A 26,998-nucleotide genomic window follows, 5' to 3' on the forward strand; every position below is an offset into this window, starting at 1 on the left:
TGCGCCACCCTTGCTGGGCTTGCTTGTTTCATTGGTATCAGTGGCTTGCAAAATAATCGGCCTCGGTTTGTAGCGGTCGATACCGGCCAGAAACGGCGAGTAACGGGGTTTTCTGTTGCGATCATGTTGCGACGGGTTCCGGTTGAGGCCAGAATCCTGTTGCGACGACAAGGATCGAGGTTTCGGCGATGGCCAACGGTGTTGCGACGAAGGCAGGTGCCCGCCGAGCGGGCTTCAAGTTTAGTCTGACCCACGCGCAGGTGATGCAGCTTTCCACAAGCGTCGTGCCGGAGGTCGTTGGGAGCGGGCGGATCAAGTTGGTTCCCCGTCCCAAGGCCGACCAGGGCAAGCCCTATCGGATCGTGGACGCCAGCCAGGGCGCCCCGGTGGGTTTCGGCTTCTACGTGGGCAAGACGAAGGTGACCTACGAGATGGTCCGGCGCGGCCCCAACGGGGTGCGCCGCTTCGCCTTGGGCAATGTGACGGACATAGGCCTGGCCGAGGCCCACGAGAAAGCGCGGCAGCAGGTGGCGATCCTGCTGAGCACCGGCGAGAACCCGAAGGCCCACCAAGCCAAGGCCAGGGAAGCGGCCCAGAACATCGAGCGGCTGGCGAACATCACGGTCCACGAGTGCATGGCTGCCTACCTGGCGGACATGGAAGATCGCCTTGCCCGGGGCCAGGTCAAGGCGAACAGCGTCGAGGCTTACCGGGACAGCATGGCGCGGTTGGCCCGGCCGGAAGTGGGCATGGCTGATCGGATCGTCAAGGACCTGCGCGAGAAGGACATCAAGGCGGCTTACGTCGCCATGCGCAAGAGCGCCATGGTCCGCTCCAACCGCATTCCCCCGCACCTTCGAGCCGTCCTCGCAGAGTATGAGGACTGGGCGGAACTCGACACCGCCAAGCTCGAATCGTTGGGCATCACGGGCAAATACATCCAGCGGGTGAAAGCCGCCGGGGTAGCCGCGGCTGAGCACACGTTCACCGACGCCTACCGGGGCGTGAAGCACGTGGTGCTCAAGGAAGTGGAATTGGCCAGCATTGAGGGGCGTGCGCCGCTGCTGTCCTTCAACCCCTTCTCAATCATCTTCAGCAAGAAGCTGGTGCGCAGCGCTCGGGAACTGCGTCGGCACTACGAACGAGCGGAGGTCCGAAACCCCCTCAACGACGACACCTTGCCCAAGGTGCTCAAGGCCATCGTGGCTCGGCGGGACGAACAGGGAGGGCACAACGCAGGGGCTTCCGATTACCTGCTGCTGACCCTGCTCTGGGGAACGCGCCGCAGCGAAGCGGTGCAGTTGCGCTGGTTCGACCGGTGCTCCAAGGGCGAGCTGTCCCAGCGGGAGGTGTCCTGGGTCTGGCTCGGGGCAGCGGACGCGGTGAACCCCTACACCGGCCGCACCGGACCGCAGGTGTTCATGAGCGACACGAAGTCAGGGGAGAGCCGATTCCTGCCGGTGAGCTATTTCGCCGAGCGGATTCTGCGCCGCCGTTTCGAAACCCGCCTGGACGACACCGCCGCCAAGAAGGAACTGACTGCAGCACGGCAACTGCTGGAGTCGGCGCGCAAGAGCGGTGCGAGCAAGGCCGTGATCGCGGGGCTCCAGGAGGCCGTGGAAAAGGCAGAGCACGAGGTTCAGCGGTCGAAGTATGTGTTTCCCGCCCGCTCCAATCGCAGCAAGACGGGGCACTACTCGGACAGCAAGTCGATCCTAGCCAACGTTCGCCGCGATGCCGGCCTGGCAGACCTTCGGGACGAAGTCGACCAAGGCCTGACCCCCCACGATCTGCGCCGGACCTTGGGGCGCTACGCCAGCCTCCACCTGGGGGACAGCCGAGTGGTCTCGCAGATGCTCCACCACCACGTGTCCCAGCCGGGAGACCACGGCATGGCCGAGGTGAGCAAGCTCTACACCGATCAGGAATGGAAGCGCCTGCGCGAGGCGTTTTCCGAGGTAGAGGAATTGATGATCGCCAGTAGCCCCCGGGTCTGGAACCGGCTCAAGGGGGTGGACAAGCCCCGGCTGGACGAGTCGCGGGATGAACCGGTTACCATCTTTGCTCCCCGCAACCAGATCACCGCGCTGGATGACGATTGAGCTTCAACGCACCGAAGAGCAATACCTGGCGCTTCAGACCACGGCGGTAGACCGGGAGCTGGAACGGGCTGCGGCTGGCCTGCCGCCTCCCACGGTGAGCACCAAGGCCGCGGCGAAGTTCTTGGGCGTCCACTTCGACACGCTTGGCGAATGGCGGCGGCGCTCGCCTCCCCTGGGCCCCCCGTTTCAAAAAGGTGCAGGACAGGTTGGGGGCGGGCTGAACCAGCACGTGCGCTACCTCTACAGCGACCTGGTGGAGTGGCAGAACGCCCGGTTGGGCAAGTCACCGAAAGAACGCCGCCTGCAGAACGAGCTGGATCTGGCCCAGCAGCGCGTGCGCGAGCTGGAACTGGAGCTTTCCCTCCGCCAGGCAAAGGAAGAACTGGCCAAGCTCCAGAAGAAGTTGGGCCGCATTTCAAACCTGGCCACCCTTTCGGACGTGGCGGTGGTGTTGCACGACTGGGCGCTGGTTGGGGATCGCATTGCGGGCCATGTCCTGGCCGTGGACGACGCCACGCTTGCTCAGGCCTTGGCCGAGGGCAACGTGTGGGAGGGCACTGTAGAAGATGCCTTGGGCCAGCCGTGGATCAACACCGAGAGCCGACAGCCCTACCAGGACGCGTTCGTGGGAGTGCTTACCAGCACCCAGCACGCCATCGAGGCGGCGCGGTCACGCCAACGCGCCAGTGATCTGGAAGGGCGGTTGAGCGGCAATGTGGTGGAAGGCAATGGGGTCCGGCCATTCGGAAAAGGGAAAGGTCGGCTTTGAGCACTCGCGACAATGGCCTCATGGGTGGACGGCCTGGCCGTCCGCCTAAGGCGCCTGGCCCCCTTACTATGACCGTCACTGAAGAAGAAGAGCTGGCCAAGGCGAAAGCGGGCGCGCGCGAATGGGTAGGGCCAGGGGTAGCGGCCTACATGCTGGGCATCTCCAAGGACGCGTTGAAGAAACGTCGCCAACGCAACGAAGGGTTGATCCCGGAGCACCGGCAAGCGAAAAGCAATCGCCAAGGCGCGCAATACCGGTGGTCATCGGTGGTGCGATGCGCTGGTGCCGAACGCATTCAATCCGACATCCTGGCGCAACGCCTCGAGGACGTCGTCGCCGCGCTGAAGAAACGTGGCCTTGAAGGCCTGGAGCAGGACCTCCCCTGGGCCTATAACCACGCCGATCGCCTGGTGGGGTTTGCGTCGCTTCATCCCCAACTGCCAGCGCGTGCCCTCACGGTGCTTGAAGCCCTTGATGCCCCCTGGGTCAGCAGCGAGGCGCGCCAACCATTCCACGACTGGGCCATGGGCGTCCTTCAGGCCGCCGCCGAAGGCGCCGTTCAAGCCGCCTGTTAAGTCTCACATCCTGTCTATTTAACGGGAAACGCTCAGGCGAAGCGAACCAGTGCTTCCCAGCCTTTATCGGGACAATTGTCCCGATAAAGGGACGTTTTCGCGTGGCTGCTCTACAGGTGCACACCCGCAATCTCGCGTCCGTTCCGATCGGGAACGACATGCGAGATCGACATGCAGTCCAACGTTCTTCAATTCAAACCGGCTGCCCGCCCCAAGCGCCTCTCAGCGTCCAGGGCCACCCGGCTCACCACCGCTTGCTACAAGGCCTGCGACAAAGACCACTCGACCGTCGATTGGTATACCCCTCCGGCCATCGTGGAAGCGCTGGGTGGCACTGAGGGGTTTGACCTCGACCCTTGCACGCCGGAAGACCCCTACCGTCTGCCGGCACGCACGGCCCGCCGGATGATCCGGCCCAGCGAGGATGGCTTGGCCACACCGTGGTGTCCGCGGGCCTTCGTGTGGTTGAACCCGCCTTACGGCAAGGGGATGGACAAGTGGATGGCCAAGCTGGCCAACCACCCCGGTGGCGGCGTCGCGCTGGTGCCAGCGCACATGGATCCGGGCTGGATGCACGAGTTCGTGCTCAACCACCGCAACACCACCGCGCTCCTCCTCACCCGTGGCCGCCTGAAATTCATGCGTCCCGATGGAAGCACTGGCACGGCGGCGCCGACCGGGTCGGTGTTCGTGGCTTACGGCCAGCGCGCTGCACGCAATCTCCAGAGGGCGCAGGCAAGCGGTGTGCTGCACGGAAAATTCTTTGCCATCCAGCGGGTAACGAAGGTGGCCAACGCCAACCAGGAGAGTGCCAACGATGAGTAATCAGACCGACGGTGCCCTGCGCGTGTTGCAGTGGCTTGGGAACATGGAGGCTCGCGTCAGCAACCTCTCGAATACCGAGGACGGGCGGCAGGTTCCTGGAAAAGTCCCGGTTCGCCCGTGCAACCGCGATTTCAAGAAGGAGTGGGAGCAGAAGGTCGCCCATCGCAAGGGAGCAGCGAACAAGCGGTTGGTGAAGGCTATTCGGGCCATCCCCGCCAGCAACAACCGCGAGCGGATGACCTTGTTCGTCAACTACGGACTAAAGGCGGCTGTCCATCGGCAGCTCGAAAAGTTCGTGGCCAGCTCTGGATTGCCCGTGATGCCGTGGGTGGACATGGACTTGCTGGGAGCCCTGAACGAAAAGCAGGCCGATTGGCACGGGGAGGCAACCGATGCCTACGTGTCCGCCATGCAGCACGCCGCACCCTTCGAATGCCTGCTGGGGGAGCTGTTCAATGTGGTCGTGGGGGCGGGGCAGAAGTCGGATTGTCAGCACTTCACGCCCTGGGGCGTGGCCAGTGCAATTCCGCGATTTCTTCCCGAGGGCATGCAGGTGACGGAGGAAGCCAGCGCGGCGCCGGTCACGGTGATGGACCCCGCGAGTGGCGCTGGAACACTGCTGTTGGCTCAGATCCAAGACCATCTTTTGAAGGGGGGCAGTCGCCCTGACGCCTTGAGGAATCTGGTGGTGATGGCCAATGACCGGGATCCGCTTTGCGCCGCGATGACCTCCCTTCAGTTGCTCATGAACCAACTCGTGTGGGAATGGCCGATTGGTCTGGTCAACGTGGAGTGCAAGGACGCCATCACTCAACACCTGGAGCCTAAGCCGGTGTTCGGAACGGTGATTGCGAAGTGGATGACGGAAATGACTTCGAAGGAGAGCTCTCATGGCGCCTAAGGAAATGTCTTCCAAGATGGCAAGTAGGCTGATCGAGGCGATCCGTGGAATTCCTACGCGGCCGAACCATCCCTGGAACGCCCGTGAAGCCATGGAGCTGTTTGTCCAGCACACCCTGGTGAGTTTCATCCAGGCGGGGAATGAGATGGTGATCGACAAGCTGGGTGCATCCTTCAACGGCCCCGCGCTTGGTTTCCAAACGTTGAAGGAACACAGCCCTCCCGTGGAGCCATTGGCTCATGCCATCAGGGCCTACACGGAATTGGTGATCGAGTGCCGACCATTCGAAGACGTGTTGGTGTGGGTGCATGCCGAGTTGTTGGCCACCAAACGCGGCGACGGACTTGGTCAGTTCTTTACGCCGCCAGACCTGGTGGAATTGCAAGCCGCACTTTCTCGGCAATTCAAACCTCATTCTGCAAATCCTCGCCACATCAGGATTCACGAGCCTGCATGCGGTGCCGGTGGGTTGCTGTTGGGTCAGATTCGTTCGCGAATGGAAGAATTTCCCACCGAGACGATCGAGGTGAGTGCCATAGATCTGGATCCGTTCTGCGTGGCGATGACGGCTTTGCAGCTGCAGGCAGCCCAGGTGCTGCACTACTCCCCGCTCAAGCACGTCGATCTCTGGGTGGGAAATACTCTGGCAGGGCCACGGAAGCTGGGTTACGTCACCAACCGGTGGAAAGGAACGATGGTGGAGTTGTCGCGCCGGATGAGTTTGATTGATGTTTAGTCAAGCGTGGTCTCTGTTTTAGCAGTAACAAGCACCTGTTACACCCGTCACGGGTGCTTGTTACGGAGCAATCTCCAGTTGATTCAATGGCTTTGCAGTTGTGGCAGTGCTTGTAACGGGTGTAACGGGTAGGGGGGTATTACTTCCCAGTGCATTGGAGAGACTGGCGTCAAATGTCGTCTAGTTTTTCAGATTGATGGATCCACTTGTTACACCTGTTACACCCGTGACAAGCCTTGTCTGGTAAGGGTTTCAGCGGTAACAGGGGGTGTAACAAGCACCTGTTACACCCTGGGCTGAAAGCGCGAACTACCTCACGCATTTGAAAAAAATGCTGTTGAGGCAGCAGAAATTGGTTTTAGTCAAAAGATCGGTCTGGACAAGTTCGTGAGCTCTGTTTGGATGGAGTTGTGGCCACAACGAGGCCACATAATCCAGGACACGAGCAATGACGAACATCCAGACATCGAAGAAGGCGACTCAACCGCGAGACGAATTGTTGAAGGCTCGGGTAAGCCGGGCGTTCAAGCAGCGGCTACAAGCGGCGGCTGATTCCCAGGGCAAAACGCCATCAGAAGCCATGCGCCAAGCGCTGGTGGAATGGATGAGTCGCGTCCAGCAGGCCGCGTAACCAATAAAAAACCCCGGCGGCAACCGGGGTTTGAAAGGGACAACACACACATGAACGATACAACACCAACTTCGGGTGTCAATGGACGCCCCACCAACATTCTTTCCTTCCGGGGAAATGCGGCGCCCAAGGCGGCCTTTGGCGCGCCAGCGCCCAAAGCAACCTTGAGTGACCAAGCGTTTGAGGCCGATTTCGCCGACCACCTGAAAGCCACGGAAGAGTATGCGATCGGCGGCAAGCTGCCGGATGGCGACGACGATTGCAGCTTCTTTCGTTGGCTGCCCGAGCAAGGCTACTGGGATCGGTGCTCCGAGAAAGACATGGCCGCCAAGGCGCTTTCCTGGCTTCGATTGGAGCGCAAGGACAAGGCGAACGCAGGTCACGCCACCAGTTGCATCAACACCGCCGTGCTGGAGTTGATGGGGGATCGGAAAAGCTGGCTGCCCAAGAAGTCCGATCGCCGGGCCATCGTTCCCCTCAAGGGTGGCTACCTTGAGATCGTCAAGCCGGACGAACCGAGCCGCGCTGAGGCGGCAGATGGTGGTGAAGTGGTGGTCGATCAAGACGTCTTCTCACCCACCTACGGTCAGAGCTTGGGGCTGAGGCAGGCCATCTTGTTTCCGGAAGACGTGGCTCCCTCCCGGGCGCGAATCCGGGTGCTTGCGCCGAACAAGGACTATGGCATCACTTACCAAGTTCCGGCCAAGCTGCGGATGGATCAGGTTGACGGCGATGGCTACTACACCCCCATGCCGTTGAACCCCAATTCGAAGTTCGGTCAATACCTGGATCTCTTCCAGCCTGACCTGGAGGTGCGTGCGCTCCTTCAGGAGGCGGTGGCCAGCTCGCTGATGTCGATCTGCTTTGAGAAAGCGTTCTTCCTGGTTGGGTCGGGCAGCAATGGCAAGTCCACGTTCCTTCACATCCTGCGCGCCCTTCATCCCCGAAACGTGTCGCTTCGCCTGGAGAAGCTGGACGGCACTTTCGCCATGGCCCCGTTGGTGGGCAAAAGCGCCTACATCGTCACGGAGACGCCAAAGGTCCTGGCCGCTTCTATCCAGGAAGTGCTGAAAGCGCTCATTTCGCGTGACCCCATCCAGGTCGAGGCCAAGCGCAAGGACGCCTACACCACGCTCCCGATCGGAACCCTGTTCGCCAGCGTCAACTCCTGGTTCACGGTGTCAGGGCACGAGCACGGGTTCTGGCGAAAGGTTCTGGCCATCCCCTTCAACGTTCGGATGGGTGAGAAGGCCCATGAGTGTGCGAAGGGTGGAAATGGAAAGAAGCGTGAGCCTGACTTCCACCTCCAGATCACCGAAAGCGAGGAGGAGATGGCCCAGGTGCTGGACTGGGTGCTGGAAGGCGCGCTGCGCCTCATGGAGCGGGGCGGGTTTTCCGAGAAGCTGCCCGACGCCGTGCTGGCGCTGGCTGAGCAGAACCGGATGGAGTCGGACACCACGATGGCCTACATGGCTGACCGGGATGCGGCCTACGACAGCGGTGTCTGCACCGACAAGACCGCCATCTACGCCGACTACCGCCAATACGTGTTGGAGGAGCTGGGCAAGAAGCCCGTCAACGCCGAGGACTTCTGGAAGCGCGTTCGCGAGAAGTTCCCGGAGGCCGGCATCTACCAGATCTCCCATGGGGGCAAGAAACCACGTGTGGCCGAGATTCGGATTGCTGGCATCAAGCCGCTGCGGGACCTAGCCGACCTGGAGACGCCTGTATGAACCCCAATCCTGACCTTCAAGCCCGCCTGGCCGTAGCCGCCAACCTGGGGAACCTCGACGAATGCCGCCGGCTGCTGGCAGCGGGCGCCGACCCCGCCTTCGCTGACGCAGACAAGTTCACCCCGCTACACGAAGCCGCCCAAGGAGGTCATCCGGCCGTGTGCGCCTTGCTCCTCGAGGCCGGCGCCCCACTGGACGCGGTCGACAAGACGAACAACACGCCACTTCACTATGCCGCGCGGTTCAACCATCCCGAAGTGGTGCGCACCTTGGTGAAGGCAGGGGCAGAGCTGGAGCGTCCAGCCTTCGAAGGGCGGACCCCGCTGTGCCAAGCCGCGCTCTACGGGTCAAAAGATGCACTGGAGGCCTTGATCGACGTCGGCGCCGACGTGAACGCCCGAATCGACCACGTCACCAGCAGGAGCGAGTCCGGCAAGAAGCTGGGCTATCTGAAGCTCGATATCGGCGTGACAGTGGAGACCCAGTTCAGCGGCACGACGGCGCTTCACCTTGCCGTTCAAGCTGGAACGAGCTGCTCAACGCCCAACCGCCCCGACCACCTGGGGTGCGCCGAACGCTTGCTGGCCGCAGGGGCCGACGTGGGCGCCAAGGATCGAACCACGGAAACGCTGAAGAACCTGCTTCCCACCGGGGACGTGCTCCATTCGGCCACCGCTCTGATCCCACTCAACTACGCCGGCACGCTGGACATGGCCAAACTGCTCGTCGCCCACGGTTCCCCGTTGGACGCCTCTCACTCACCCTTCGCCAGTGCGGTGGGTGTGCTCAAGGGCCAGCAAGGCATGGACATCGCGGCCTTTCTGTTGAACCAAGGCTACGAGCCGAACGACAGCGATCGGGCGGTCATGACGAAGGCGGGCGTGGAAGAGGCTGTGGTCCACCATCGGGCCCACGAGATGCGCGCCACCGAGCGGCAGAAGCATCTAGAAGAACGGTTGAACCAGGCCTCATCCGCGGCTCCCCATGCGAGCGCCCCCAACACACCTTCCATGGTGATCGGCGGTGCGGTCTGGAATCCGCGTGAGGAGGTCCAGGCGCAGCCAGCGGCTGTCCAGCAAGCGCCACGTCAGCGGATGCGCTTGTGATGGTTGCAATGTCCAGCCGGGGCTCCGTGCGAGCGAATGGCTATCAGGCAGCGACCAACAGGATTTCTCTGGAATCTTGAGCTTGTTGCAGCAAGCCCGGACGACGAGAGTCAAGTTCGATGACATCGGCCTGATATGTAATTGCAGGAGTCATGTCGCGTCCGGATTTCAAGAAGTCGGAAATCTTTGTCAATTGCGCTTGCTTCATTCGAGTCGCTACATCGACGCTGCGCATGGCTTCAATTCGCTTGGCGTTGAGGGAGCTGATGTCGCTGGAAAGCTCAATCAGTGTTGCCCTGCCAAAGGCTGGTGCTCCAGTCTTCATTTGAACATGAGTCAATCCTAGCCCAAGATTAATGAGGCGGCTCTGAAGAAGCTCAAGCTCATTGAAGTTGTCAAGATTACTTGCTCCGATCAGGGCATTGCGTTCAAGCACCAGCTTGGTGAACTGATATTCCTGATGGAACTGGGGTATCAGCGATTTGAGATAAGCCACATCTCCTTGTTCGCAGAACTGTTGTGTAGAAAGGATCAAAGACCGAAACCTGGCTTCATCGTTCAGCAGGCTTCTTTCATGAATTTGTCCAACGACGTGTAGCGTGCGAGCGATCCCTTCAGACTGCGCCTCAATCTGCGCGCTGATCTTGTTGAGCTTCTTGCACACGATGACGAAGCCGGCTGTCGTGACAGCTAGATTCAGTCCTGTCATCACCAAATTGGCGGTTTGAAGGCCCTGAAGAACATTCATGCTCTGCTGAAGGCCTTCCATGCCGCTCTGCAGTGTGTTCATCCCGTTGGATATCGTTGACTGCAGCTCCTGAAGTCGCTGCTGCGTCTGCATGGAATCGCCTGGGAAAAGGAGGTGACCAACAATCTGCCCACCTCGACCCGTTCCTGCAGCATGCCGAACGACACCACCGTGAAGCGTGTAGGCTCCATCTGCAAGCTTGGCAAGAATGTCAGGTAGTTCGGGTAGCGAACGCACGAGGGAGTCTGGACTTACATGCATGCTTCTAGTGCCTTGTGGTAGTTGGCCAAATCGGCCTCAAAACGGATGCGTCGGATCTTCGCGATTTGAAGAACGGCCGGCATAGTAATTCTCGTTGCAGGAGAAGAGGCCTGATAGAGCGCTGTTCCTGCGGCAATCACTGCGAGTGGGGGAGCAACCAGTGATGCTGCTCTGCCTCCTATGAATCCTGCTACCCCAGTAGCACCCGCCGTAGCTGTGGATCCCACCAGGCTCCCAGAGGCAACGACCAGAGAGCTGACGATTGGGCCTAACTTCGCAGTCAATACGCTAGGAATCATGTCTGAAAGGTCGGGTGACTTGCCTTCAAACTTCAATACCGCGCCTTCGATAGCTATATCTTCTACACCGAAGATATCGTGGTCCTGGGTTGGCTTTCCACCAAGCTCTTTAGCGACATCCATTGAAATTTCTTTGTAGCTAACCTTCTCTGAGCGAAAGAGGTTGGCCAGCGTATTGCCCCCAAATGCGCGAATTTCAGATTCGAGGACGTCAGCTATCGACTGCAGGTCGCCTAGCTCTTTTCGCTTCAGGATGATCACCTTTACCGAGCTGTCCAGCGCGAGCCGTCCCTTACCGCCATCCGTGATGAGGTCAGCCAAAACATTCAGGTCCTCAGACGAGGCTTTTGAAAGCAAGTCGGTGAGTTCCCGATCGCGTGGCACAACCAAATCCATGTGATCCCCCTTTGACCGGTAAAAAATGTAGTCCAGCGTGGTGCAGAAGCATGAGCCTGCACGATCCCCGTCTCAATTCTAGCGAAACCCCGTAAGCTGGTGAGGAACCGGTATGGGACTTGCTAAATCCTGACGCCGTCGCATGCTGAAGCCATGGACTTTTCCGACGCCCTCCACGAACCCGCTCTCGATCGCCAGGACGCTCTGGCGGCGTCCCCCCGTTTCGTGGTCCTCAAGACCCCCGGCGGCATCCGCCTCCAGCTCCAGGACGACGATGGGGACCCCGACACGCGGCTGACCATCGACCGAGCGATGGCATTGCTGGAGAGCGCGTTGGAACAAGGCCGAGCCGTCACCCTCCACGATTAACCCACCCACCACCATCCGCACCGCCGACAGGGTGCGTCTTCTTCCCAGGAGATCCCTGTCGTGTCCGATTCAACCAACGAAAGCTTCCTTCAGCGCCACTCGCGCGATGTCGTCGAACGCCTGATCCGCCAGATGGAGGAGGGAACCGGTCCCTTCGTCCAGCCGTGGGACGCCCGCATGGACCTGGGGCTCCCGATGAACCCCACGACCGGCAAGACCTACAAGGGCGGCAACCTGCTGCACCTCTGGGCCTTGCAGAACGCCTGGGACCTGAAGGACAACCGTTGGATGACCTACAAGCAAGCCGCGGCGGTTGGTGCCCAAGTCCGCAAGGGCGAGAAGGCCAGCGTCATCGAATTCTGGGACTGGTCACCGGTCGAAGAAGCGAAAAGGAGCGGGGACCCGGAACTCATCGCGAAGGCGCACCCGAAGGTGTTCTTCCCCAGAGTTTTCAACGCATCCCAGATCGACGGATTGCCGGAGTTGGCGCTGACGGCGCAGCGGCCAGAACCGGAGATCCACCAGGCCTGCGAGAAGGTCATCCAAGACAGTGGGGCCAAGATCAGCCACGACGGGGGCAACCAGGCGTTCTACCGCCCGATGACCGATAGCATCCACCTGCCCGAGCGCAGCACCTTCCACTCGGCCAGCGGCTACTACGCCACCGCCCTCCACGAACTGGGCCACTGGACCGGCTTCCCCTCCCGCTTGAATCGCCCGATGACGGGCGGCTTCGGCTCCGTGGACTACGCGAAGGAAGAACTGGTGGCCGAAGTGTCGTCCATGCTGATGGGCGAACGCTTGGGCATCGGCCACGACCCCACTCAGCACGCGGCTTACATCCAGCACTGGATTCAGATCCTCCGCAATGACCCCCGCGAACTCTTTCGAGCCGCGGCAGCGGCCGAGCGGGTGGTGGAGTTTCTGAGGGTCCCCGAGCTCGTCCACGAACCACTGCCGAAGGTGGAACAGGAACGGCAGCCGGTGGCGGCCACCCAGCAGGAGCTTGAAAAACCTAGCGTCGAAAAGTCCTGCGCCTGGGGGCATGCGAAGACCAAGCAGCGGGAACACGTGATGGTGGCCTGACTCCCCTTGCGTGTTTGCAATTCTCCATTATGAGTAAGTGAGGTCAAGCAGTAATGGGAGGTTGCATGAACATTGAGCAGCGCAGAAAGGAAGTCGTTCGCTTGGTGGGAGAAGGAATGTCAGTTAGGGAAATAGCGCAGTTGTTTGATAGATCACTGTTCTCGATCTATACAGACCTCAAGTTCATGGGCGTTCCGGCCAGCGGGTCCATCAACAGAAAATCGATCGAGACAAAGCGGAAGGTGGATGAGCGGTTGAAGCAAGGTGTTAGTAATCGTTCGATTGAATTGGAGTTTGGCCTATCGAGTTCCTACGTTTCATGGCGGCGGAGAAAGCTTGGGCTGCAAGTCCGTTATCGCTCACCGCCGGATGTCCTGGCCCGCAGAAGGGCGATTGTTCCAGCCTTGGTGGCTCAAGGGCTAAGCGCAAGTGCAATTGCAGAAGTGCTTGAGGTCGCTGTTGAATCGATCGCGGATGATAAGAGAATGACAATGTCGTTCACGAGGTGCTTCAAGAAGCCAATTGACATCAGCGTGGCTGATCTGGACGCGTGGGTTGCTCAAGGAAAGTCCTTCAAGGAGATGGCATGCCATCTCGGGGTCCATGTCGGGCGACTGCGGTATGCGGCGGATAAGCTCGGCTGGAAGCGTCCCCGCCCATCGCAACCAATCCCAGAAGAATTGCGTGGGGTCTTGCCAAGCCTCTGCGGTCCGGAGCGCGTGCAAGATCTGATCGACGAAGGGCACTCACTCGGCAAGATTGCGAGGCACCTTGGCGTGAGCAGGCAGGGGCTCTCTGACTACTGCCGGCGAAAGAACTTGAAGATCAACCCAGTTATTAAAGTTAAACGTTCACGTGCAAGTTTGACCCCTTGCGGATCCACCAATTCGAGTTATGCATAGGGATACCTACTCACGAATTGGAGGTGTCCCTTGAAACCCATCGTTCTCGCCATCGCCCTGGCCGCACTCGTCCCCTCGGCCTTCGCCGCCGACAACACCTCCTCGCGCCGCTACGGCACCTCCGAAGCCCTGTCCGTCCAGGACGCCCGATTGGGTGAGGTGTTGATGGTGCGACCCGTCGAGCTCAAGAGCGACAAGAAGGTCAACGCCGGTTCGGCCATCGGTGGGGCCGTGGGCTACGGCGTGTCGCGCCAGGTCAAGGGCGACCAGCGCCGGGCGGCCCAGGTGGCCGGCACGGTCATTGGTGGGGTGGCGGGCACCGCGGTCCACAACGCCATGACCGGCAAGCGCGGGCTGGAAATCTACGTGCGCGATTTCAGCGACAAGCGAGGCCGGGTGCTGGTCGTCGTCCAGGAGGCGGACGTGATGGTGCGCCAAGGCGATCGCGTGTTCCTGGTGGGCAAGGGCAAGAAGACGCGGGTGGTGCCCGTGATTCCCCAAGCGCTTCTGGACCCCACCCGCATGGCTCCATGCGACGCCAGCGTAGGGACCTGGGACCCCGATGCTTGCCCTGCCCCTCGACTTACCCGTGTGGGAACAGGGCTCGAAACGCTGATTGCTGATGGAATGACCGTCCAAGAGGCGATTGAGGCGTCCGGGGCACTCGCCGCGCTCGAACGTCGCATCCACGCGATGGATGCAGCACCGCCCATGAGCAACCCGCAGTTCACGCCCGTGGGTTCAACGGGCATTGGCGGCCCCACGCAAGCAGCTGGCGCGTGCGGCGAAGAGACGCAGACGCGCATTGGTTGCGTGGCTCGCTGACATGTGGGCCTTTCTGAAGGGTCTGCTCACTCCGCGCCGCATCCCAGCGGATCGTCGTCCCCTAGACGAGCTTGGCGATGCGGGCTTGTCAGACGATGCAAAGGCGGAAATCGACCGGCTGCGTGAGGCTCGAGGCTGGGGGGTCAGCCGCACCGGTATGACCAACTGCCATTTGCGTCCCGTCGCGCGGCAATGGTGCGCCCGCACCGGCGGCAAGTGATGGGCCCGGACTGGACCGCCGTGTGGTTCGCCCTTTGGACCACGGTCGCGTTCGCGGGCTGGCTGGCAGTGCTGGCATGCACCGCCTTCCTCCTGCCCACGTGGACGGGCCGCAGGTTTCGCGCGGCCGCTGACGCCTGGCCCAGCCGGCGGGCTGGCTTGAACGTGGTGGGCTTCTATTTCGGGGTTTGCGTCCTGGCCTGGTGGTGGGCACTGCTGCTGTCCGTCGTGGTCGTCCAGGACGCCGACGTGGACGTGCGCCAGGGGGATCAGGTGTTCCTGGTGGGGAAGGGCAGCAAGACCCGGGTGGTTCCGATCCCGATGGTTCCGCGCCAAAAGCCTATTCCTCGAACGGCTTGCGGTGGCGGTGGTTGCTTGAACAGCAATCCGCCCCCCATTTCATACGGGTTTACTCGTCCTTACGTGGCTTGTGGGTGGGGTGGCTGTTCGAATAACAATGCAGAAGATGGTCCGTGGAATGGAACAGTCCAGAGCGCATCCCATCGGGACACCTACTGATGGACGCCTCCACACATGAAAGCTGCCTAACGAAACGGGACAAGGAGTTGTTCGAGTTGTTTTCACTTCGTCTGAGGCTTGAACAGATGGAGATTCAGGCGAAGAGACAAATGGGAGCCACCGAGCACGAGCTTCAGGTCAACTGGTGGCACGGATTCTTCATTGGCGTATTGGTGACATTAGCCGCCATTGGGCTATGGGTGGCCGCAATTTTGTGGATCGCCGGTTACTGGGAAAAACCATGAATCCCAAGCGCCCAACCTCCCACGGCCATCTCCGCCCCGGCCCGATCGACGTGCGCGACCCTGCGGATCTCCTCTTCCTGCCCGACGGGAAACGCGACCTGCTGCTCCAGGCCCTCTACACGGAATCGCTGGTCAACCGCCGGGACGTGGACCCCATCGACCGACTGCTGGACGCCCACCGGATGGCTTACGGCGAGCCGGAGCAGGTGGCCTACGCCCAGCAGCGGGATGGTCTACATGACCGGCCGGTGCCCTTGGTGAGCAGCGATGGGTGCGTTGGCGACGCTGGCCTCCAGCACTACCTGGAGGAACACCGCGCCTGGAATCCGGTCACCCAACGGGAGCGCGCCTTGTCCTCGCAGACCCTGGGGATGAGCGCATGAGCCTGTCTGCTTACCACGTGGCGCGGGAGGACATGCGAGCACTGCGACGCCAAACGTTGGCCAAGGTATTCCGTCACGGGATGACGGCCATTGAGGCATCGCACGCGCTCGCCATGGAACTGGGCTACAGCTTCACGGACACCACCATTCATTCCGATCTGAAGGCGCTCGGGCTCAAGCCCGAATCGGGCACCGAAAGGGTGAGGGCGATGACCAAGGCTCGCCGAATGGAGGTCAAGAAGGGCGTGCTCGCGGGGGAGTCGGTCCAGTCCCTGGCCGAGCGATTGAGGGTCCCTGTTCACACCATCAAAGCCGATTGCCACGTCCTGGTCGAGGCCGGGGATCTCCCCGCCGACATGCTTGCGCGGGGTCGAGTTCAACGTCGCCTGGCCGCGATGACGGCGGACATGGCTCGCTTGGGGCCGGAAGCCCGAGCTGCCTATGAGGCCTTGTGGGAAGCGGTGGCGGACGATCCCTATGGGTTGCCTGGGAGCTCCCCATGAACCTCATTCGTAGCGCCGCGTCCTGGTGGAACGCACGCCGAAGCCCTTCGCTTCAAAGGACATTCGACGAGCAGCAGCGCAACCTTGATAAGGAGCGTTGGCGGAAGAATCGTCTGGCTCGGGGCGCTGAAAATGCACCGGGCTGGTTCAATCGCGGTGGCGTTGTGCAGGAGGTGCTTTATTTTCTGCTTATTCTCACCGTCATTGGGCTGCGCTATTTCGTCTTCTTCATGGCGGCCCTACTGGTCCTCACTCTATTTTTCGGTCGCTGAAGCCAGCCGTTCACTTCAAGTATGCACCGGGCAGTGGCCTCTTCACTGGGAATCTTGGCTCCGCTTGCCCCTCCCGCAAGGGCAGGCCTCCTCCACGGTGTTCCGGCCCTTCGCTGCGCGCCTGGCGGTGCTCGCTCCCGGGTGCGGGAGTTGCTGATCGCTTCGCCCATCGGTTCCCACGAGGCGCATCCCGCGCCGGTGGAGAAAGCAGATGAAGCGAGCGAACGACATCCGGGCCCAATATCAGCTGACGATGGACGAGGAGGGCATCCTCCTGGCCGCCTCGCAAATCCTCGAACGCCGCCTGCAGCGCCAGGGCGCCATCACCGACCCCAGCGACGCCGCCGACTTCCTCAAGGCCCGCTGCGCCGGCCTGCCGCACGAGGTGTTCGGCGTGGTCTTCCTGGACACCCGCCACCGCATCATCGCCACCGAGCATCTCTTCCAGGGCACCATCGACGGGTGCGAAGTTCACCCCCGCATCGTGGCCAAGCAGGCCTTGGACCACAACGCCGCGGCGGTCATCTTCTTTCACAACCATCCCAGCGGAAACCCGGAGCCCAGCGCGGCCGACCGCGCCCTGACGGCCCGCCTGAAGCAGTCACTGGCACTGCTGGACGTTCGAGTGCTGGACCACCTGGTGGTTGCGGGAACCTCGCACGTGTCGATGGCTGCACGGGGGTGGGTGTGACCACCCCCTTTCTCACTCAGGAAAGGCCTGTCGCCGCCACCGGCCGCTGCGCGACCGGCGATCTGAAAAACCCTCGATGGAAGAAAGACAGCGTCGCCTTCGGCACGCATTCGATGTTAGGAATATTTGCGTGAAATCACGCAGTATTTGATTTTAGTCTTGAAAAGATCCATTGCAGCCATGGACATTTTCATGTGGCGATCTACCTTGAAGGTGTGGAGGGCAACCCGCTAACCAAACGCAAAAAAGGAAGATCAACATGAACATCAAACCCTATACCCCCGCCGAAGCCCTTCAAGCCGCCACCGCTGAAGGCTCCATTGAAATGGTGTGTGGGGTCTATCTGAATTCCCGGGAAAACATTCTTGCGGACCAAGCCGATTGGGCCGACGAGGACGAGGAGAAGCGGTTCGACTTCTCGAAAGCCCCGTTCTGGATCACCAGCCCCTACGGCCTGGCCCCCCAACCGGTTTATGGCGAGGACGACGAGATTCTGTTCAACGTCCTGGCCGAGGCCTGAGCCTTTTATTGCGGATTCAAGGAGCCCTTCATGAGCAACCACGATCAAAATGATTCATTGTTCACCAGCACCGTTACAGCAAGGGAGGCGAGAGAGAGGGTTCATGCTTTAGCTGCAGAAAACCCCAAACATTTCGCCGGCCTTTCAACATACGTCGAATCATCCCTGGAATATACCGGGGATCTTGGGGATGCTCTTGTTTCCGCTCTGTTGAAGAGTAAGCCAGATGATTTCAGCGAAGGGGTGGAGGGCCTTATTCTTGACCAGGCAATATCTCTGCATGCCATGCTGGATGCTGATGGGCGGCCTCTCTATGAGTTCGCTTTTACGACATGGATTTCTGATTCAGGAAGAATTCCCGACTGCTCAGTTGGAGATTTAACAGAGGACAATTGGTTGTTCTCCTCCACCAGCAGGGCTGGGAGGGCTCTGATACTGCTCCGGCATGTTTCGCCCACGCTGGCCACGTCCGTTTCCTCTGCCACGCGCCAGGGCATCCGTGAGTTCCTGGCGTTCGCAGAACCCACCGGGATGTTCCTGGACACCATTGCCCAGGAGATTGATCCCCTGGTGTCCACGCTCTCCGGCCAACCCCACGCCTATCTCCAGGCCATACTCGCGATGCAGCGCCTGCGCGACTGGGGACGTGACGATGAACCATTGAACACCAACGGTTCTGCCGATGATGCGTTGGGGCTGGCGTTGCTGATCCAGGCCGAGCTCAAGAATCTGCAGCCGCCCGTCCAGGGGGACTTGTTTCACGACGGGGAGGGTGAGGTCTGCATTGAGCAACGTCAGTGGTGACCAAGATGAGCTTCGATCTAGATTTTTCTCTGCCAGAACGCCGATTGTTGTTCGACTTTGATTTCTCAGATGTTCAACAAAGGCTTCTTGTCCTCAAGTCGCATCGTAAAACGCTGAGGTTTCTTGCTCGATTCAGCGGTGAAAAAGATTCGCGCGGCCAGGTGCAAGCCAAGTGGGAAGCTCGCAAGCGTGCGCGGAGCTTAGCCGGGAAACTTGATACCGTGCCAGTGGCCGATGCGCCACCGAAACCCCGCGCCCGCCTATGAGATTCTTTCGCCGTTCTTTCGGCACCCCTTGCCAACTCGCCGATTCCAGGTATCGGTAGAGGGATGGTCCATGTCGGGCCACTCACCCCTACTCACATTCCTAACAAGGAGCCGATACCCATGAATCGCAAGTCCATCCTCCGTTCCATCCTCCCCATCGCCTTGGTCGCTCTGGCGGCCCCGGCTTTCGCCGGCGACACCACGGCTGACCTGAACATTCAGGGCACCTTGAACAACAGCTGCAATTTGTTCGTTTATTCGGTCACCGATCTGGATTGGTCGGGCACTTCCAACAATTCCGCCGTTAATTCTTCGCTGAGCATCACCTGCAACCAGGGAACCACTTACTCCATCTCCCCGGGGCAGGGTCAGAACTTCGGTGCATTGGCGGGTTACGAAACCTACCGCGCCGTGACCAACGGAGCTGGAGCCTTCATCCCCTATGGCTTGTTCAAGGACATTCCGGGCACACAAGTGTGGGGCGATGGAGTCGATGCGTTCGCGGGCACCGGCAACGGTGAGGTGCAGACCCACGAATTCGCGGTGAAGTTCCTCGCGCTCAAGCAGGCCGTGGGTGGCAACTACACCGACACGGTCACCATCACTGCCACTTACAACTGATCCCCGCCGTTGGCCTGCCCCCGGTTGTTGCCGGGGGCTTTTTTTGTGTTGAAAAGATGAGTAGGCATGGGTTGACGGAAATTCATTCCGATCTAGCTTGAAAGGAGACCTTGTAGAGGAGACCCCATGACGCATCCCCAACAACACCTGGCCATGGCTGCCGCGTGCTTGCTGTCGTTTTCTGCCTCAGCCGGTTCCATTTCCGTCGGCCCGACCACCCTCATGGCCGATACCTCCGCCAAGCACGTTGCCGTGACGCTGCACAACAACGGCGACACCGCGGTGCGTTACCAGGTGAAAGCCGTGGGGTGGGATCAGACCACGGGGAAAAACGTGTTCGCCCCCACGTCAGAAATCGTTGGCGCACCCACCCTGGTGGAGGTGCCGCCTCGATCCAAGCGCACCGCTCGGCTGATGCGGGTGGGCGGAGTGGGGGAGCGGCGCTACTACCGCGTGCTCCTGATGCAGCTCAAGGATCCTGACGCCCAAGGCGTTCAGTTGCTGGTCAACCAGGACTTGCCTGTGGCTTTCGAGCTTACGAACGCGCCCGCGCCCAGGGTCACCGTCCAGGCGGTTACGAACGGCTATCGACTGACGAACCACGGCGAGACCGCGGCCCGCGTCTCGTCCATCGGCCCCGCCGCGGGCACGCCTTGGCGCGACGGTGCATTGGGTTGGACGCTGCCGGGTGCATCGATGACTTACGAGACCCAGCCCGGTCAGCGCGCCGAGGTCCTTTCGATCACCATCAACGGCCAGCCGATCACCGTCCCCGTGGATCGGTGACCCATGCGAGGCCACGCCTTGGCCTTGTTGTTGTGGGCTGCATCGTCGGCCGGCGCTGCGGTGCCCGACGGAGTGGAGCCTGCGTTCCTGGTGCCGGTCATCGGGGGCAAGGCCAAGGCGGACCCACTCACGTTCTGGCAACAAGGCGGGGAGTGGTTCGCCGATCCGGCGACGTGGCGCGAGGTCGGACTCCAACTCCCGATGGACCAGACGGGGCCCATGAGCGCCCAAGCGCTCGGCGTGGGCTTTGTTGTGGACGAGGCCACCGCCACGGTCGCATTGAATTTGCCAGCCGATCGGCTCAAGGCTCAACACGTGGGGCATGTTCGCACCGAGCGCGGCCCGATGGCGCCACCTGCTCCCGGGGTGCTGGTGAACTACAGCGTTTCGGGCCTGGTGTCCGATCAGGAGCAGGCGCTCTCCCTAGGCCACGAGGTCCGCAAGGCGGGGCGTTGGGGGGTCATCAGCACCAGCGGGCAGCTCAACGCCGACGCGGCGGGCACCAGCTATGTCCGCGGCGTGACGCGCTGGCAGAAAGACGATCCCCGGCGGCTGCTGACCTACCAGGCCGGCGATGTGTTCGCCGGCCCCTCATCCTCTCCGGTCAACCTGGGTGGGGTGCGAGTGGCCAAGGATCCGCGAGGCTTGGATCCGTTGACGCCCACGTATCCGGTCCCAATGCTGGGCGGCGTTGCGCTCGATCCGACCACGGTGGACGTCTTGGCCAACCGCGCCCGGGTGTTGCAAGGCCAAGTGGGGAAGGGGCCGTTCACGGCCGATGGCAGCGCCTTGGGGACCGGTGCGCAGCAGACCCAGGTGGTGGTGCGAGACCGTTACGGGCGCGAAACGGTGGTGAGCGATCAGCGCTTCTACGTGGCGCCCACCCTGCTTCGCAAAGGACTGACCACGTGGGAGGTCGCCGCCGGCCGGGTGCGTGATGGGGAGAACGATTACGGAACATTGGGAGCGACAGGGTCGGTGGCCTGGGGCTTCAACGACCGGTGGACCCTGCGCGCCACCGCTCAAACCTCATCGGACGGGAAAGCCAACCTGGCGTTGGGAGCCACCACCGTGCTTGGAACTTACGGCACGCTGGATCTGGAAGTCGGCACCTCCACCCAAGGTGGACAACGGCAGGCGATGGCTTACGACTACCGCGGCCCCCGCTTTGGCCTGCGCATGGAGCACGAACGCCAGCAGGACTATTGGCGCCTGCGCGCTCCCGGGGCGGTGGAGATCGAGCAGCGGACGCGGGGCTCGGTGTTCTGGCGGCCCACGCCCCAGTGGTCGCTTCGAGCAGGGTTCTCCGACGTGCGCACGCCGCTCTTTCGCACCGCCTACGCCGACGCCGGGCTGACTTGGCGTGGCAACGGGCACGCCCTGGCCGTCTCGGCCCTGCGGGATCTGGATCGCAAGGAAACCCGCGTGGAGGTGGGTTACAGCTACGATTTCGGCCGAGGCAAGGGCGTGAGCGTCAGGGTTCGGCAGGCCCCCGATGCCTCCGCCTGGGCCGTCCATGGGCGCGCCCGGCCCACGGTAAGAGGAACTCCGGTGGGGCTGTCCGCTTCGGTGGACGATGGAGCAACTGGCCGGACGGCCCGGGCCAGCGCCGCTTGGACCACCCCGGCAGGGTGGGCCCAGATCAACGCCGAGCACGGTCCCCGCGGCACTTGGGCTTCCGGTTCGATGGCCGGCGCCGTCCACCTGGACCGACAGGGCGTCACGTTCCTGGGTCCAGCCGAATCCTTCCTGGTGGTGGACGTGCCGGGCCAACCTGGGGTGCCGGTGAGGGTGGGCGGCCGCTTGGCGGGGAAAACCAACGCCCAGGGCCGCTTGGTGGTGGGCGAGGTGACCCCGATGGTGTCCACCGAGGTTCGCGTGGACGACAGGGCGCTGCCGCTGGGCACCCAGTTGGCCGAGATCGAACAAACCGCCACCGCGGGCCGCCAATCCGGCATGCACCTAACTTTCCCCGTGCTCACCGAAACCGCCCGCACCTTCCGCCTCACCGGCCCGGCCCTCGAGGCGGGCACGGTGGCCAAGACAGCGACCGAGACCACCCAAGTCGGCTACGACGGGGTGCTCTACCTGAAGCACCCGGTGCCGGGGCAGGTGGTTGAGGTGACGGGGGTCTGCAAGGCCCTGCTGCCACCAGACCTTGGGTCTGCGCAAACGGTGGCGCGACTCACCTGTCAGTGAATGACGCGCCGTGTGTGCGCAGCGGTGGCTCCGAGGTGAGCAGTCATTCGATCGGCACCATTGCAGTTCAACGGCTTGCAGGACACCTGGATGTTCTAAAAGACACTAACTTGCTGATTGTATTGGCTGCGGTGAGAATGGGGCGGGGGCAAGTTGCGACCCGTGTGGGGTGCAACGGCTGTGCGGCGGCGCAGTCTATGAGACAGGGACGAGCTATTTTCCGACCACGCGTCTCAGGGGTTGCGAGAACGCCGAGCTCATGGCCGAACTGGGCCATTTTTTTGCGGCTGGTCCGCGACGAGAAACGAAGGCGAGTGGAATGAAATACGAGGAACTGCCCAGGTCAGCGCTCATCAAGCTGCTGCAAGAGCACGACGCGGAACGGGCCGAGGCGGGGAAGGACGGCATCGTTCTGAACTACACCGGGCGCGCAGCGCCCTGGCAGATCGTGCGTCAGGTCAAGCCCCGCATGTGCGAACTCAACAAGCGGGCAACCATTGACAGCGCTGCAGAAGAAGTCGCCAACGAGTTGTGGGACGGCGAAAACCTTGCGGCGATGGTCACGCTCTACAAGTATCGCGGCCAAGTGGACCTTGTGCTGACCGATCCGCCCTACAACACGGGTGAAGATTTCCGCTACAACGACAAGTGGGACAAGGACCCCAACGACCCGGATATGGGCGAGCTGGTGGCCAAGGACGACGGTTCGCGCCATAGCAAGTGGTTGCGCTTTATGACGCCGCGCCTATGGATGATGCGCGAAATGCTTAAGCCCGGCGGCGTCATCGCTATCTGCATCGATCACCGCGAGCTTTTCCGATTGGGAACGCTAATGGATGAGCTGTTCCATGAGGAGAACAGGATTGCCATCATCAATTGGCAAAAAGCGTATTCGCCCAAGAGTGATACAGGCGGCAAGAAGGGGGGCGTGTCCACTGCTACAGAATATGTTTTGGTTTATGCAAAGGATGCTGATCGAGCAAGAACTGCGCTCCTTGATCGGACGGAGCAGATGAATGCTCGTTACACCAACGATGACAATGATCCGAACGGAGCCTGGGCGTCAGATAATCCATGTGGTGCTGGCTCCGACACTCATCCAAAGATGGTGTATGCCATACAAAGCCCTTTCACTGGTGCACTTTTCTATCCGCCCGATGGAACGCATTGGCGTAATGAAAAGAAGAGCATGAAGTCATGGCTGGAAGAGTGGGGTTCAAGCTATGAGGAAAAATGGATCGACGACGGCAACGAGTTCGTAGACGAGAAGTCTGGAAAAGTCATTAGGGTCAAGGCTCTCGTTCTTAAGGGGGCTAAATTTATCAGCGGGGAGCCCAGTGGTCCGTCAGCTGTATTAACAGCGGCTAGAAAGGCTGCACGCTCAAAATTAGCTAAGGGTGGTTGGCCACGTCTGATATTCACGTCGAAAGGTGAAGGCGGTCCGCGTCTTAAGCGTTACCTCAATGACATTCGCAAGGGTAAAGTGCCGATGACTTACTGGGCCGATGAGGATTATGAAGATCCCTTGGCTCTTGGAGCGCAGTCGTGGGAACACAACGAGTCCGGGCATAGCCAGACTGGAGTAAATGAACTAACTGCCATCGTTGGGAAAGGCCACAATTTCCGCACCGTCAAGCCAATGCGCTTGATTAAGAAGATAATCCAAATCTGGTGCAAGCCCGATGGTCTAGTGTTGGACCCGTTCGCCGGGTCGGGAACTACCGGCCACGCCGTGCTGGAACTCAATAAGGAGTCCGAAGCTACCCGACGTTTCATTCTCATTGAGCAGGGCAACGACGAGAAGGGCGACCACTACGCCAAGACGCTCACCGCCGACCGAGTCAAGCGCGTCATCACTGGCAAGTGGAAGTCCGGCGATCGCGAGCCCTTGGGTGGCGGCTTCCGCTATTTCACCCTCAAGCGAGAAAAGGTGGACGCCAATGCCGTGAATGCCTTGGCCCGCGAGGAAATGATGGACCTGTTGCTGGTCAGCTATTGGGATCGCAACGACAAGGCCAAGTCTTATCTGCGCCGACTCCCCGTTGGCGAGCACAAGCACCTGTTCGCCGTGAACTCCCGCAACGAAGGATTTTTCCTGGTATGGACCGCTCCGGACCAGCCTTCCACTCTTACCCGCGCGGTATTCAAAGAGATCGTCCAGGAAGCGAAGGCTGCTGGACTGGCGGGCCGCTACCACGTCTATGCGTCCCTGGCTCCCTACACGGGCAACGATATCGAGTTCTACAAGATTCCGGACAAGGTTCTGGAGCACATTGGCTTCAACTCGCGAGCGGACGCATACAACAACGAAGGTGGCACGGATGCAGATTGAGTTAAAGCCCTTCCAGGTTCGCGCCGCCGAGCAGATCTCCGACCGATACGCCTACTTTGCTGGCCACGCCTACCGCCCCACCTACAGGGGCTCGTTGCCGCGGCCGTTCTATCAGGCGCTGTCCGCCATCACCGGCGCTGGCAAGACCCCTGTGCTGGCCGAGGCCGTGACCCTGATGCGGTTGCATATGGGTGTGGAGCCCATCGTCTTCTGGATGAGCAAGGCCAAGTCGGTGGTCCAGCAGACCTACACTAACTTCTCCAGCGGCGGCAAGTATGCGGAGATCGTGGAAGCCTTCCGCGTCATCCGCGCCGGCCAGTTGGAGCCAGGCTTGATCGCCGATGGCAGCACGCCGCTCATCGTGATGGCCACCACGGGACTGTTCAACAACAAGGAACAGGCCGACGGCGCGCTGAACATCTACAAGAAGGACCAGGACCTGTTCGGCGACCAGTCGCCGTGGGAACGCCTCATCGCTCGCGATGCTGGTGGCCTAAGGCGCCCACTCATCATCGTCTACGACGAAGGGCACAACCTCTCTGAGCAACAAACGAAGATTCTGGCTGAACTGGAGCCCGAGGCTTACCTGCTGGCCAGTGCCACTCTCAAGTTGCCCGCGAACTTTGCCAAGACCGTGCTGGTGCCCCAGGAAGGGTGGGTGGAAGAGGCGGCGGACGAGGGCGACGGACTTGAGCGGTTTGCAAAGCTCAAGGCAGTGGACAAGGACGGCAAGCCGGATGCCAACGCGTTTGCCATCACCGCAGTCGAAAGCAGTGCGGTCATCGATGCCGAGTTGATCAAGACTTCGATCCAGTTTGACGGCACCACTGCGCCTATGGAGCGTTGCCTGGACGACCTCTACGACCGCCTGCAGCTCATCGAGCAGGAGATCGATGCCCGAGCTCTAGGGTTCGTGCCTAAGGCAATCTATGTGTGCAAAACCAACATCACCGACGACGGCGATAAGGACGACCACACCAAGCCTTTTGAGCACCGTAACGCTCCGCCCATTCGCATCTGGCGCTACCTGGTCGAGCAGAAGCAGGTGGATCCTGCGAGTGTCGCCATCTACGCGGATTTGAAGTTTGCCGAGGGCAACAAGCCGGAGGACGTGAACCTGTTCTCCAAGGGCGAGAGCGACTTCGACGAGTTCCAGGCCGGCAACTTCCAGCACATCATCTTCAACCAAGGTCTGCAGGAGGGGTGGGATGATCCCGCCTGCTACCTGGGTTACATCGATAAGTCGATGGGCTCGCAGATCAAGGTTGAGCAGATCATTGGCCGGGTGCTGCGCCAATACGACGCCCAGCACTACGATACCCCTCTGCTAAACAGCGCCCACTTCTTCTTGCGCGTGGACAAGAAGAACGTGTTTACCGAGTCCATCGAAGCAGTGCGCGCCAAGCTCCAGGAGTCCGGCGCCGCTATTGAGATCGTCCACACCTACGGAGGCGGCGAGGGCGGCTCCGAGGACCTGGAGCCCAAGGAGGACGTGGCCGTCGTTCTCCACCAGGTCCACGCGGATGCCGACGACGCGGTGGATGCCATTGCCGCCCTGGTGGCCCAGTTCCCTACCTTCAAGGAGGGGGATGCCGACACGCAAGGCGACGCCCACCGCAAGACCGAGACGGTGGATATTGCCAACCTGGACAAGGAGGGTGACCAGGACTGGATCACCAGTGGCCACGCCAATCGGGTGCGCCTGCGCTGGCTCGTTAGCAATGCGATTCGCGGGAGGTCCCGCGCAGCCCTGGCGGTGGTCGATCTCAAGGCGTCGAAGTTCGATGTGCGCGTGGAGGCGGGCAGCAACGCGGCCAGCTACGCTGAAAGCCTCGCCAAGGAGATCGTGAACACTTACTACCAGTTGACCTCCCTGGTCTACGAGTCGGAGCGGGAGTTTTCGTTTTCCACGATGCGCGTGCCTAAGAAGGCAACCGCTTTCAACAACGGGCTCTACGAGCGCTACGCCGGCCTCAACAAGTTCGAAGCCCCATTCGCTGCCGCGCTGGACAAGGTGGGTCTCACTTGGCATCGCAACCCGAGCAACGGCGGCTTCCGTATTCCGCTGCTATCGGAGGGAGACAGTGCCTCGTTCTCCCCCGACTTCCTTGTGTGGAAAGGCAAGTTCGTTTTCTGCTTGGACACTAAGGGCGCTCACCTGCTCACCGATGCTGTGGCCCGTAAGCTGTTCGACATTCAAGACGAGGGCACCACCAAGCTGCTCACTCGATTCATTTCCGAGGGCAAGCAAGCGACCATCGGCGGGAAGGCGACCAAGGACGGCTACACCATCTGGAAGATGAAAGGTGGATCGCCCACGCCAATCCACGTGTCTAACCTCGATCTGGCAGTAAAGGAATGCTTGAAACCTTGA

At 61.1% G+C, this 26,998-nt stretch carries 28 protein-coding genes; 26 read left to right on the forward strand and 2 right to left on the reverse strand.

Annotated features, from left to right (window positions below):
- Positions 1-188: 188 nt before the first annotated feature.
- From AC06E6_RS08040 to AC06E6_RS08080, 9 genes are all read left to right on the forward strand, one after another.
- Complete coding sequence (locus tag AC06E6_RS08040; protein WP_478060851.1) at positions 189-2,102, forward strand: integrase; 1,914 nt, start codon at positions 189-191, stop codon at positions 2,100-2,102.
- Positions 2,092-2,871 (forward strand): nucleotide-binding protein, encoded by a 780-nt coding sequence (locus AC06E6_RS08045; protein ID WP_478060853.1) that lies wholly within the window; start codon positions 2,092-2,094, stop codon positions 2,869-2,871. The genes AC06E6_RS08040 and AC06E6_RS08045 overlap by 11 nt, the downstream gene beginning before the upstream one ends.
- A gap of 68 nt (positions 2,872-2,939) precedes the next feature.
- Positions 2,940-3,446 (forward strand): hypothetical protein, encoded by a 507-nt coding sequence (locus tag AC06E6_RS08050; RefSeq protein ID WP_478060855.1) that lies wholly within the window; start codon positions 2,940-2,942, stop codon positions 3,444-3,446.
- Between the two features lie 171 nt (positions 3,447-3,617).
- Positions 3,618-4,271, forward strand: a complete 654-nt coding sequence (locus tag AC06E6_RS08055) for a DNA N-6-adenine-methyltransferase (protein WP_478060857.1) — start codon at positions 3,618-3,620, stop codon at positions 4,269-4,271.
- A complete protein-coding gene (locus tag AC06E6_RS08060) occupies positions 4,264-5,172 on the forward strand; it encodes a hypothetical protein (RefSeq protein WP_478060859.1) in 909 nt (302 codons plus the stop codon). Before AC06E6_RS08055 ends, AC06E6_RS08060 begins: the two co-directional genes overlap by 8 nt.
- Before the next feature lie 4 nt (positions 5,173-5,176).
- A complete protein-coding gene (locus tag AC06E6_RS08065) occupies positions 5,177-5,908 on the forward strand; it encodes an N-6 DNA methylase (RefSeq protein ID WP_478060861.1) in 732 nt (243 codons plus the stop codon).
- Positions 5,909-6,356: 448 nt separating this feature from the next.
- Complete coding sequence (locus AC06E6_RS08070; protein ID WP_161613945.1) at positions 6,357-6,539, forward strand: hypothetical protein; 183 nt, start codon at positions 6,357-6,359, stop codon at positions 6,537-6,539.
- A gap of 50 nt (positions 6,540-6,589) precedes the next feature.
- Complete coding sequence (locus AC06E6_RS08075; RefSeq protein WP_478060864.1) at positions 6,590-8,272, forward strand: DNA primase family protein; 1,683 nt, start codon at positions 6,590-6,592, stop codon at positions 8,270-8,272.
- Positions 8,269-9,378 (forward strand): ankyrin repeat domain-containing protein, encoded by a 1,110-nt coding sequence (locus tag AC06E6_RS08080; protein WP_478060866.1) that lies wholly within the window; start codon positions 8,269-8,271, stop codon positions 9,376-9,378. Before AC06E6_RS08075 ends, AC06E6_RS08080 begins: the two co-directional genes overlap by 4 nt.
- A gap of 43 nt (positions 9,379-9,421) precedes the next feature.
- Here AC06E6_RS08080 and AC06E6_RS08085 read toward each other — a convergent pair whose 3' ends face one another.
- Both AC06E6_RS08085 and AC06E6_RS08090 read right to left on the reverse strand, forming a co-directional pair.
- Complete coding sequence (locus tag AC06E6_RS08085; RefSeq protein ID WP_478060868.1) at positions 9,422-10,168, reverse strand: hypothetical protein; 747 nt, start codon at positions 10,166-10,168, stop codon at positions 9,422-9,424.
- A 209-nt stretch (positions 10,169-10,377) separates the two neighbouring features.
- Positions 10,378-11,082 carry a YaaW family protein gene (locus tag AC06E6_RS08090; RefSeq protein WP_478060870.1) on the reverse strand — a complete coding sequence of 235 codons (705 nt, stop codon included), beginning with the start codon at positions 11,080-11,082 and terminating at the stop codon, positions 10,378-10,380.
- 153 nt (positions 11,083-11,235) lie between these two features.
- On the opposite strand from AC06E6_RS08090, the gene AC06E6_RS08095 reads away from it, so the two are divergent.
- The 17 genes from AC06E6_RS08095 to AC06E6_RS08175 all read left to right on the forward strand — a co-directional run bounded on the left by AC06E6_RS08095 (position 11,236) and on the right by AC06E6_RS08175 (position 26,998).
- The gene (locus tag AC06E6_RS08095) at positions 11,236-11,451 is read left to right on the forward strand and encodes a hypothetical protein (protein WP_478060872.1); all 216 of its coding nucleotides are present in this window, start codon (positions 11,236-11,238) and stop codon (positions 11,449-11,451) included.
- A gap of 60 nt (positions 11,452-11,511) precedes the next feature.
- Complete coding sequence (locus tag AC06E6_RS08100; RefSeq protein WP_478060873.1) at positions 11,512-12,537, forward strand: ArdC family protein; 1,026 nt, start codon at positions 11,512-11,514, stop codon at positions 12,535-12,537.
- Between the two features lie 65 nt (positions 12,538-12,602).
- Positions 12,603-13,439, forward strand: coding sequence for a hypothetical protein (locus AC06E6_RS08105; RefSeq protein WP_478060875.1), 837 nt, complete (start codon positions 12,603-12,605; stop codon positions 13,437-13,439).
- Between the two features lie 30 nt (positions 13,440-13,469).
- Entirely contained in the window at positions 13,470-14,264 is a 795-nt protein-coding gene (locus AC06E6_RS08110; protein WP_478060877.1) for an outer membrane lipoprotein, read from the forward strand.
- A 692-nt stretch (positions 14,265-14,956) separates the two neighbouring features.
- Positions 14,957-15,247, forward strand: coding sequence for a hypothetical protein (locus AC06E6_RS08115; protein WP_478060878.1), 291 nt, complete (start codon positions 14,957-14,959; stop codon positions 15,245-15,247).
- Positions 15,244-15,630, forward strand: a complete 387-nt coding sequence (locus AC06E6_RS08120; RefSeq protein WP_478060880.1) for a hypothetical protein — start codon at positions 15,244-15,246, stop codon at positions 15,628-15,630. The genes AC06E6_RS08115 and AC06E6_RS08120 overlap by 4 nt, the downstream gene beginning before the upstream one ends.
- Positions 15,627-16,133: a hypothetical protein gene (locus AC06E6_RS08125; protein WP_478060882.1), complete on the forward strand. Its 507-nt coding sequence runs from the start codon at positions 15,627-15,629 to the stop codon at positions 16,131-16,133. The genes AC06E6_RS08120 and AC06E6_RS08125 overlap by 4 nt, the downstream gene beginning before the upstream one ends.
- Positions 16,130-16,405 (forward strand): hypothetical protein, encoded by a 276-nt coding sequence (locus tag AC06E6_RS08130; protein WP_478060884.1) that lies wholly within the window; start codon positions 16,130-16,132, stop codon positions 16,403-16,405. Before AC06E6_RS08125 ends, AC06E6_RS08130 begins: the two co-directional genes overlap by 4 nt.
- A gap of 211 nt (positions 16,406-16,616) precedes the next feature.
- Complete coding sequence (locus AC06E6_RS08135) at positions 16,617-17,096, forward strand: JAB domain-containing protein (protein ID WP_478060886.1); 480 nt, start codon at positions 16,617-16,619, stop codon at positions 17,094-17,096.
- A 259-nt stretch (positions 17,097-17,355) separates the two neighbouring features.
- Positions 17,356-17,616, forward strand: coding sequence for a hypothetical protein (locus AC06E6_RS08140; protein WP_478060888.1), 261 nt, complete (start codon positions 17,356-17,358; stop codon positions 17,614-17,616).
- Positions 17,617-17,646: 30 nt separating this feature from the next.
- A complete protein-coding gene (locus tag AC06E6_RS08145; RefSeq protein WP_478060890.1) occupies positions 17,647-18,420 on the forward strand; it encodes a hypothetical protein in 774 nt (257 codons plus the stop codon).
- A 5-nt stretch (positions 18,421-18,425) separates the two neighbouring features.
- Complete coding sequence (locus tag AC06E6_RS08150; protein WP_478060891.1) at positions 18,426-18,686, forward strand: hypothetical protein; 261 nt, start codon at positions 18,426-18,428, stop codon at positions 18,684-18,686.
- A 120-nt stretch (positions 18,687-18,806) separates the two neighbouring features.
- The gene (locus AC06E6_RS08155) at positions 18,807-19,307 is read left to right on the forward strand and encodes a Csu type fimbrial protein (protein ID WP_478060893.1); all 501 of its coding nucleotides are present in this window, start codon (positions 18,807-18,809) and stop codon (positions 19,305-19,307) included.
- A 126-nt stretch (positions 19,308-19,433) separates the two neighbouring features.
- On the forward strand, positions 19,434-20,093 hold the full coding sequence (locus AC06E6_RS08160; RefSeq protein WP_478060895.1) for a fimbrial biogenesis chaperone: 660 nt from the start codon (positions 19,434-19,436) through the stop codon (positions 20,091-20,093).
- Between the two features lie 3 nt (positions 20,094-20,096).
- Positions 20,097-22,292, forward strand: a complete 2,196-nt coding sequence (locus AC06E6_RS08165) for a fimbria/pilus outer membrane usher protein (protein WP_478060896.1) — start codon at positions 20,097-20,099, stop codon at positions 22,290-22,292.
- A gap of 319 nt (positions 22,293-22,611) precedes the next feature.
- A complete protein-coding gene (locus tag AC06E6_RS08170; RefSeq protein ID WP_478060898.1) occupies positions 22,612-24,624 on the forward strand; it encodes a site-specific DNA-methyltransferase in 2,013 nt (670 codons plus the stop codon).
- Positions 24,614-26,998, forward strand: a complete 2,385-nt coding sequence (locus tag AC06E6_RS08175; protein WP_478060900.1) for a DEAD/DEAH box helicase family protein — start codon at positions 24,614-24,616, stop codon at positions 26,996-26,998. The genes AC06E6_RS08170 and AC06E6_RS08175 overlap by 11 nt, the downstream gene beginning before the upstream one ends.

Source organism: Stenotrophomonas sp. Steno-Z10-HUANG (assembly GCF_056393075.1).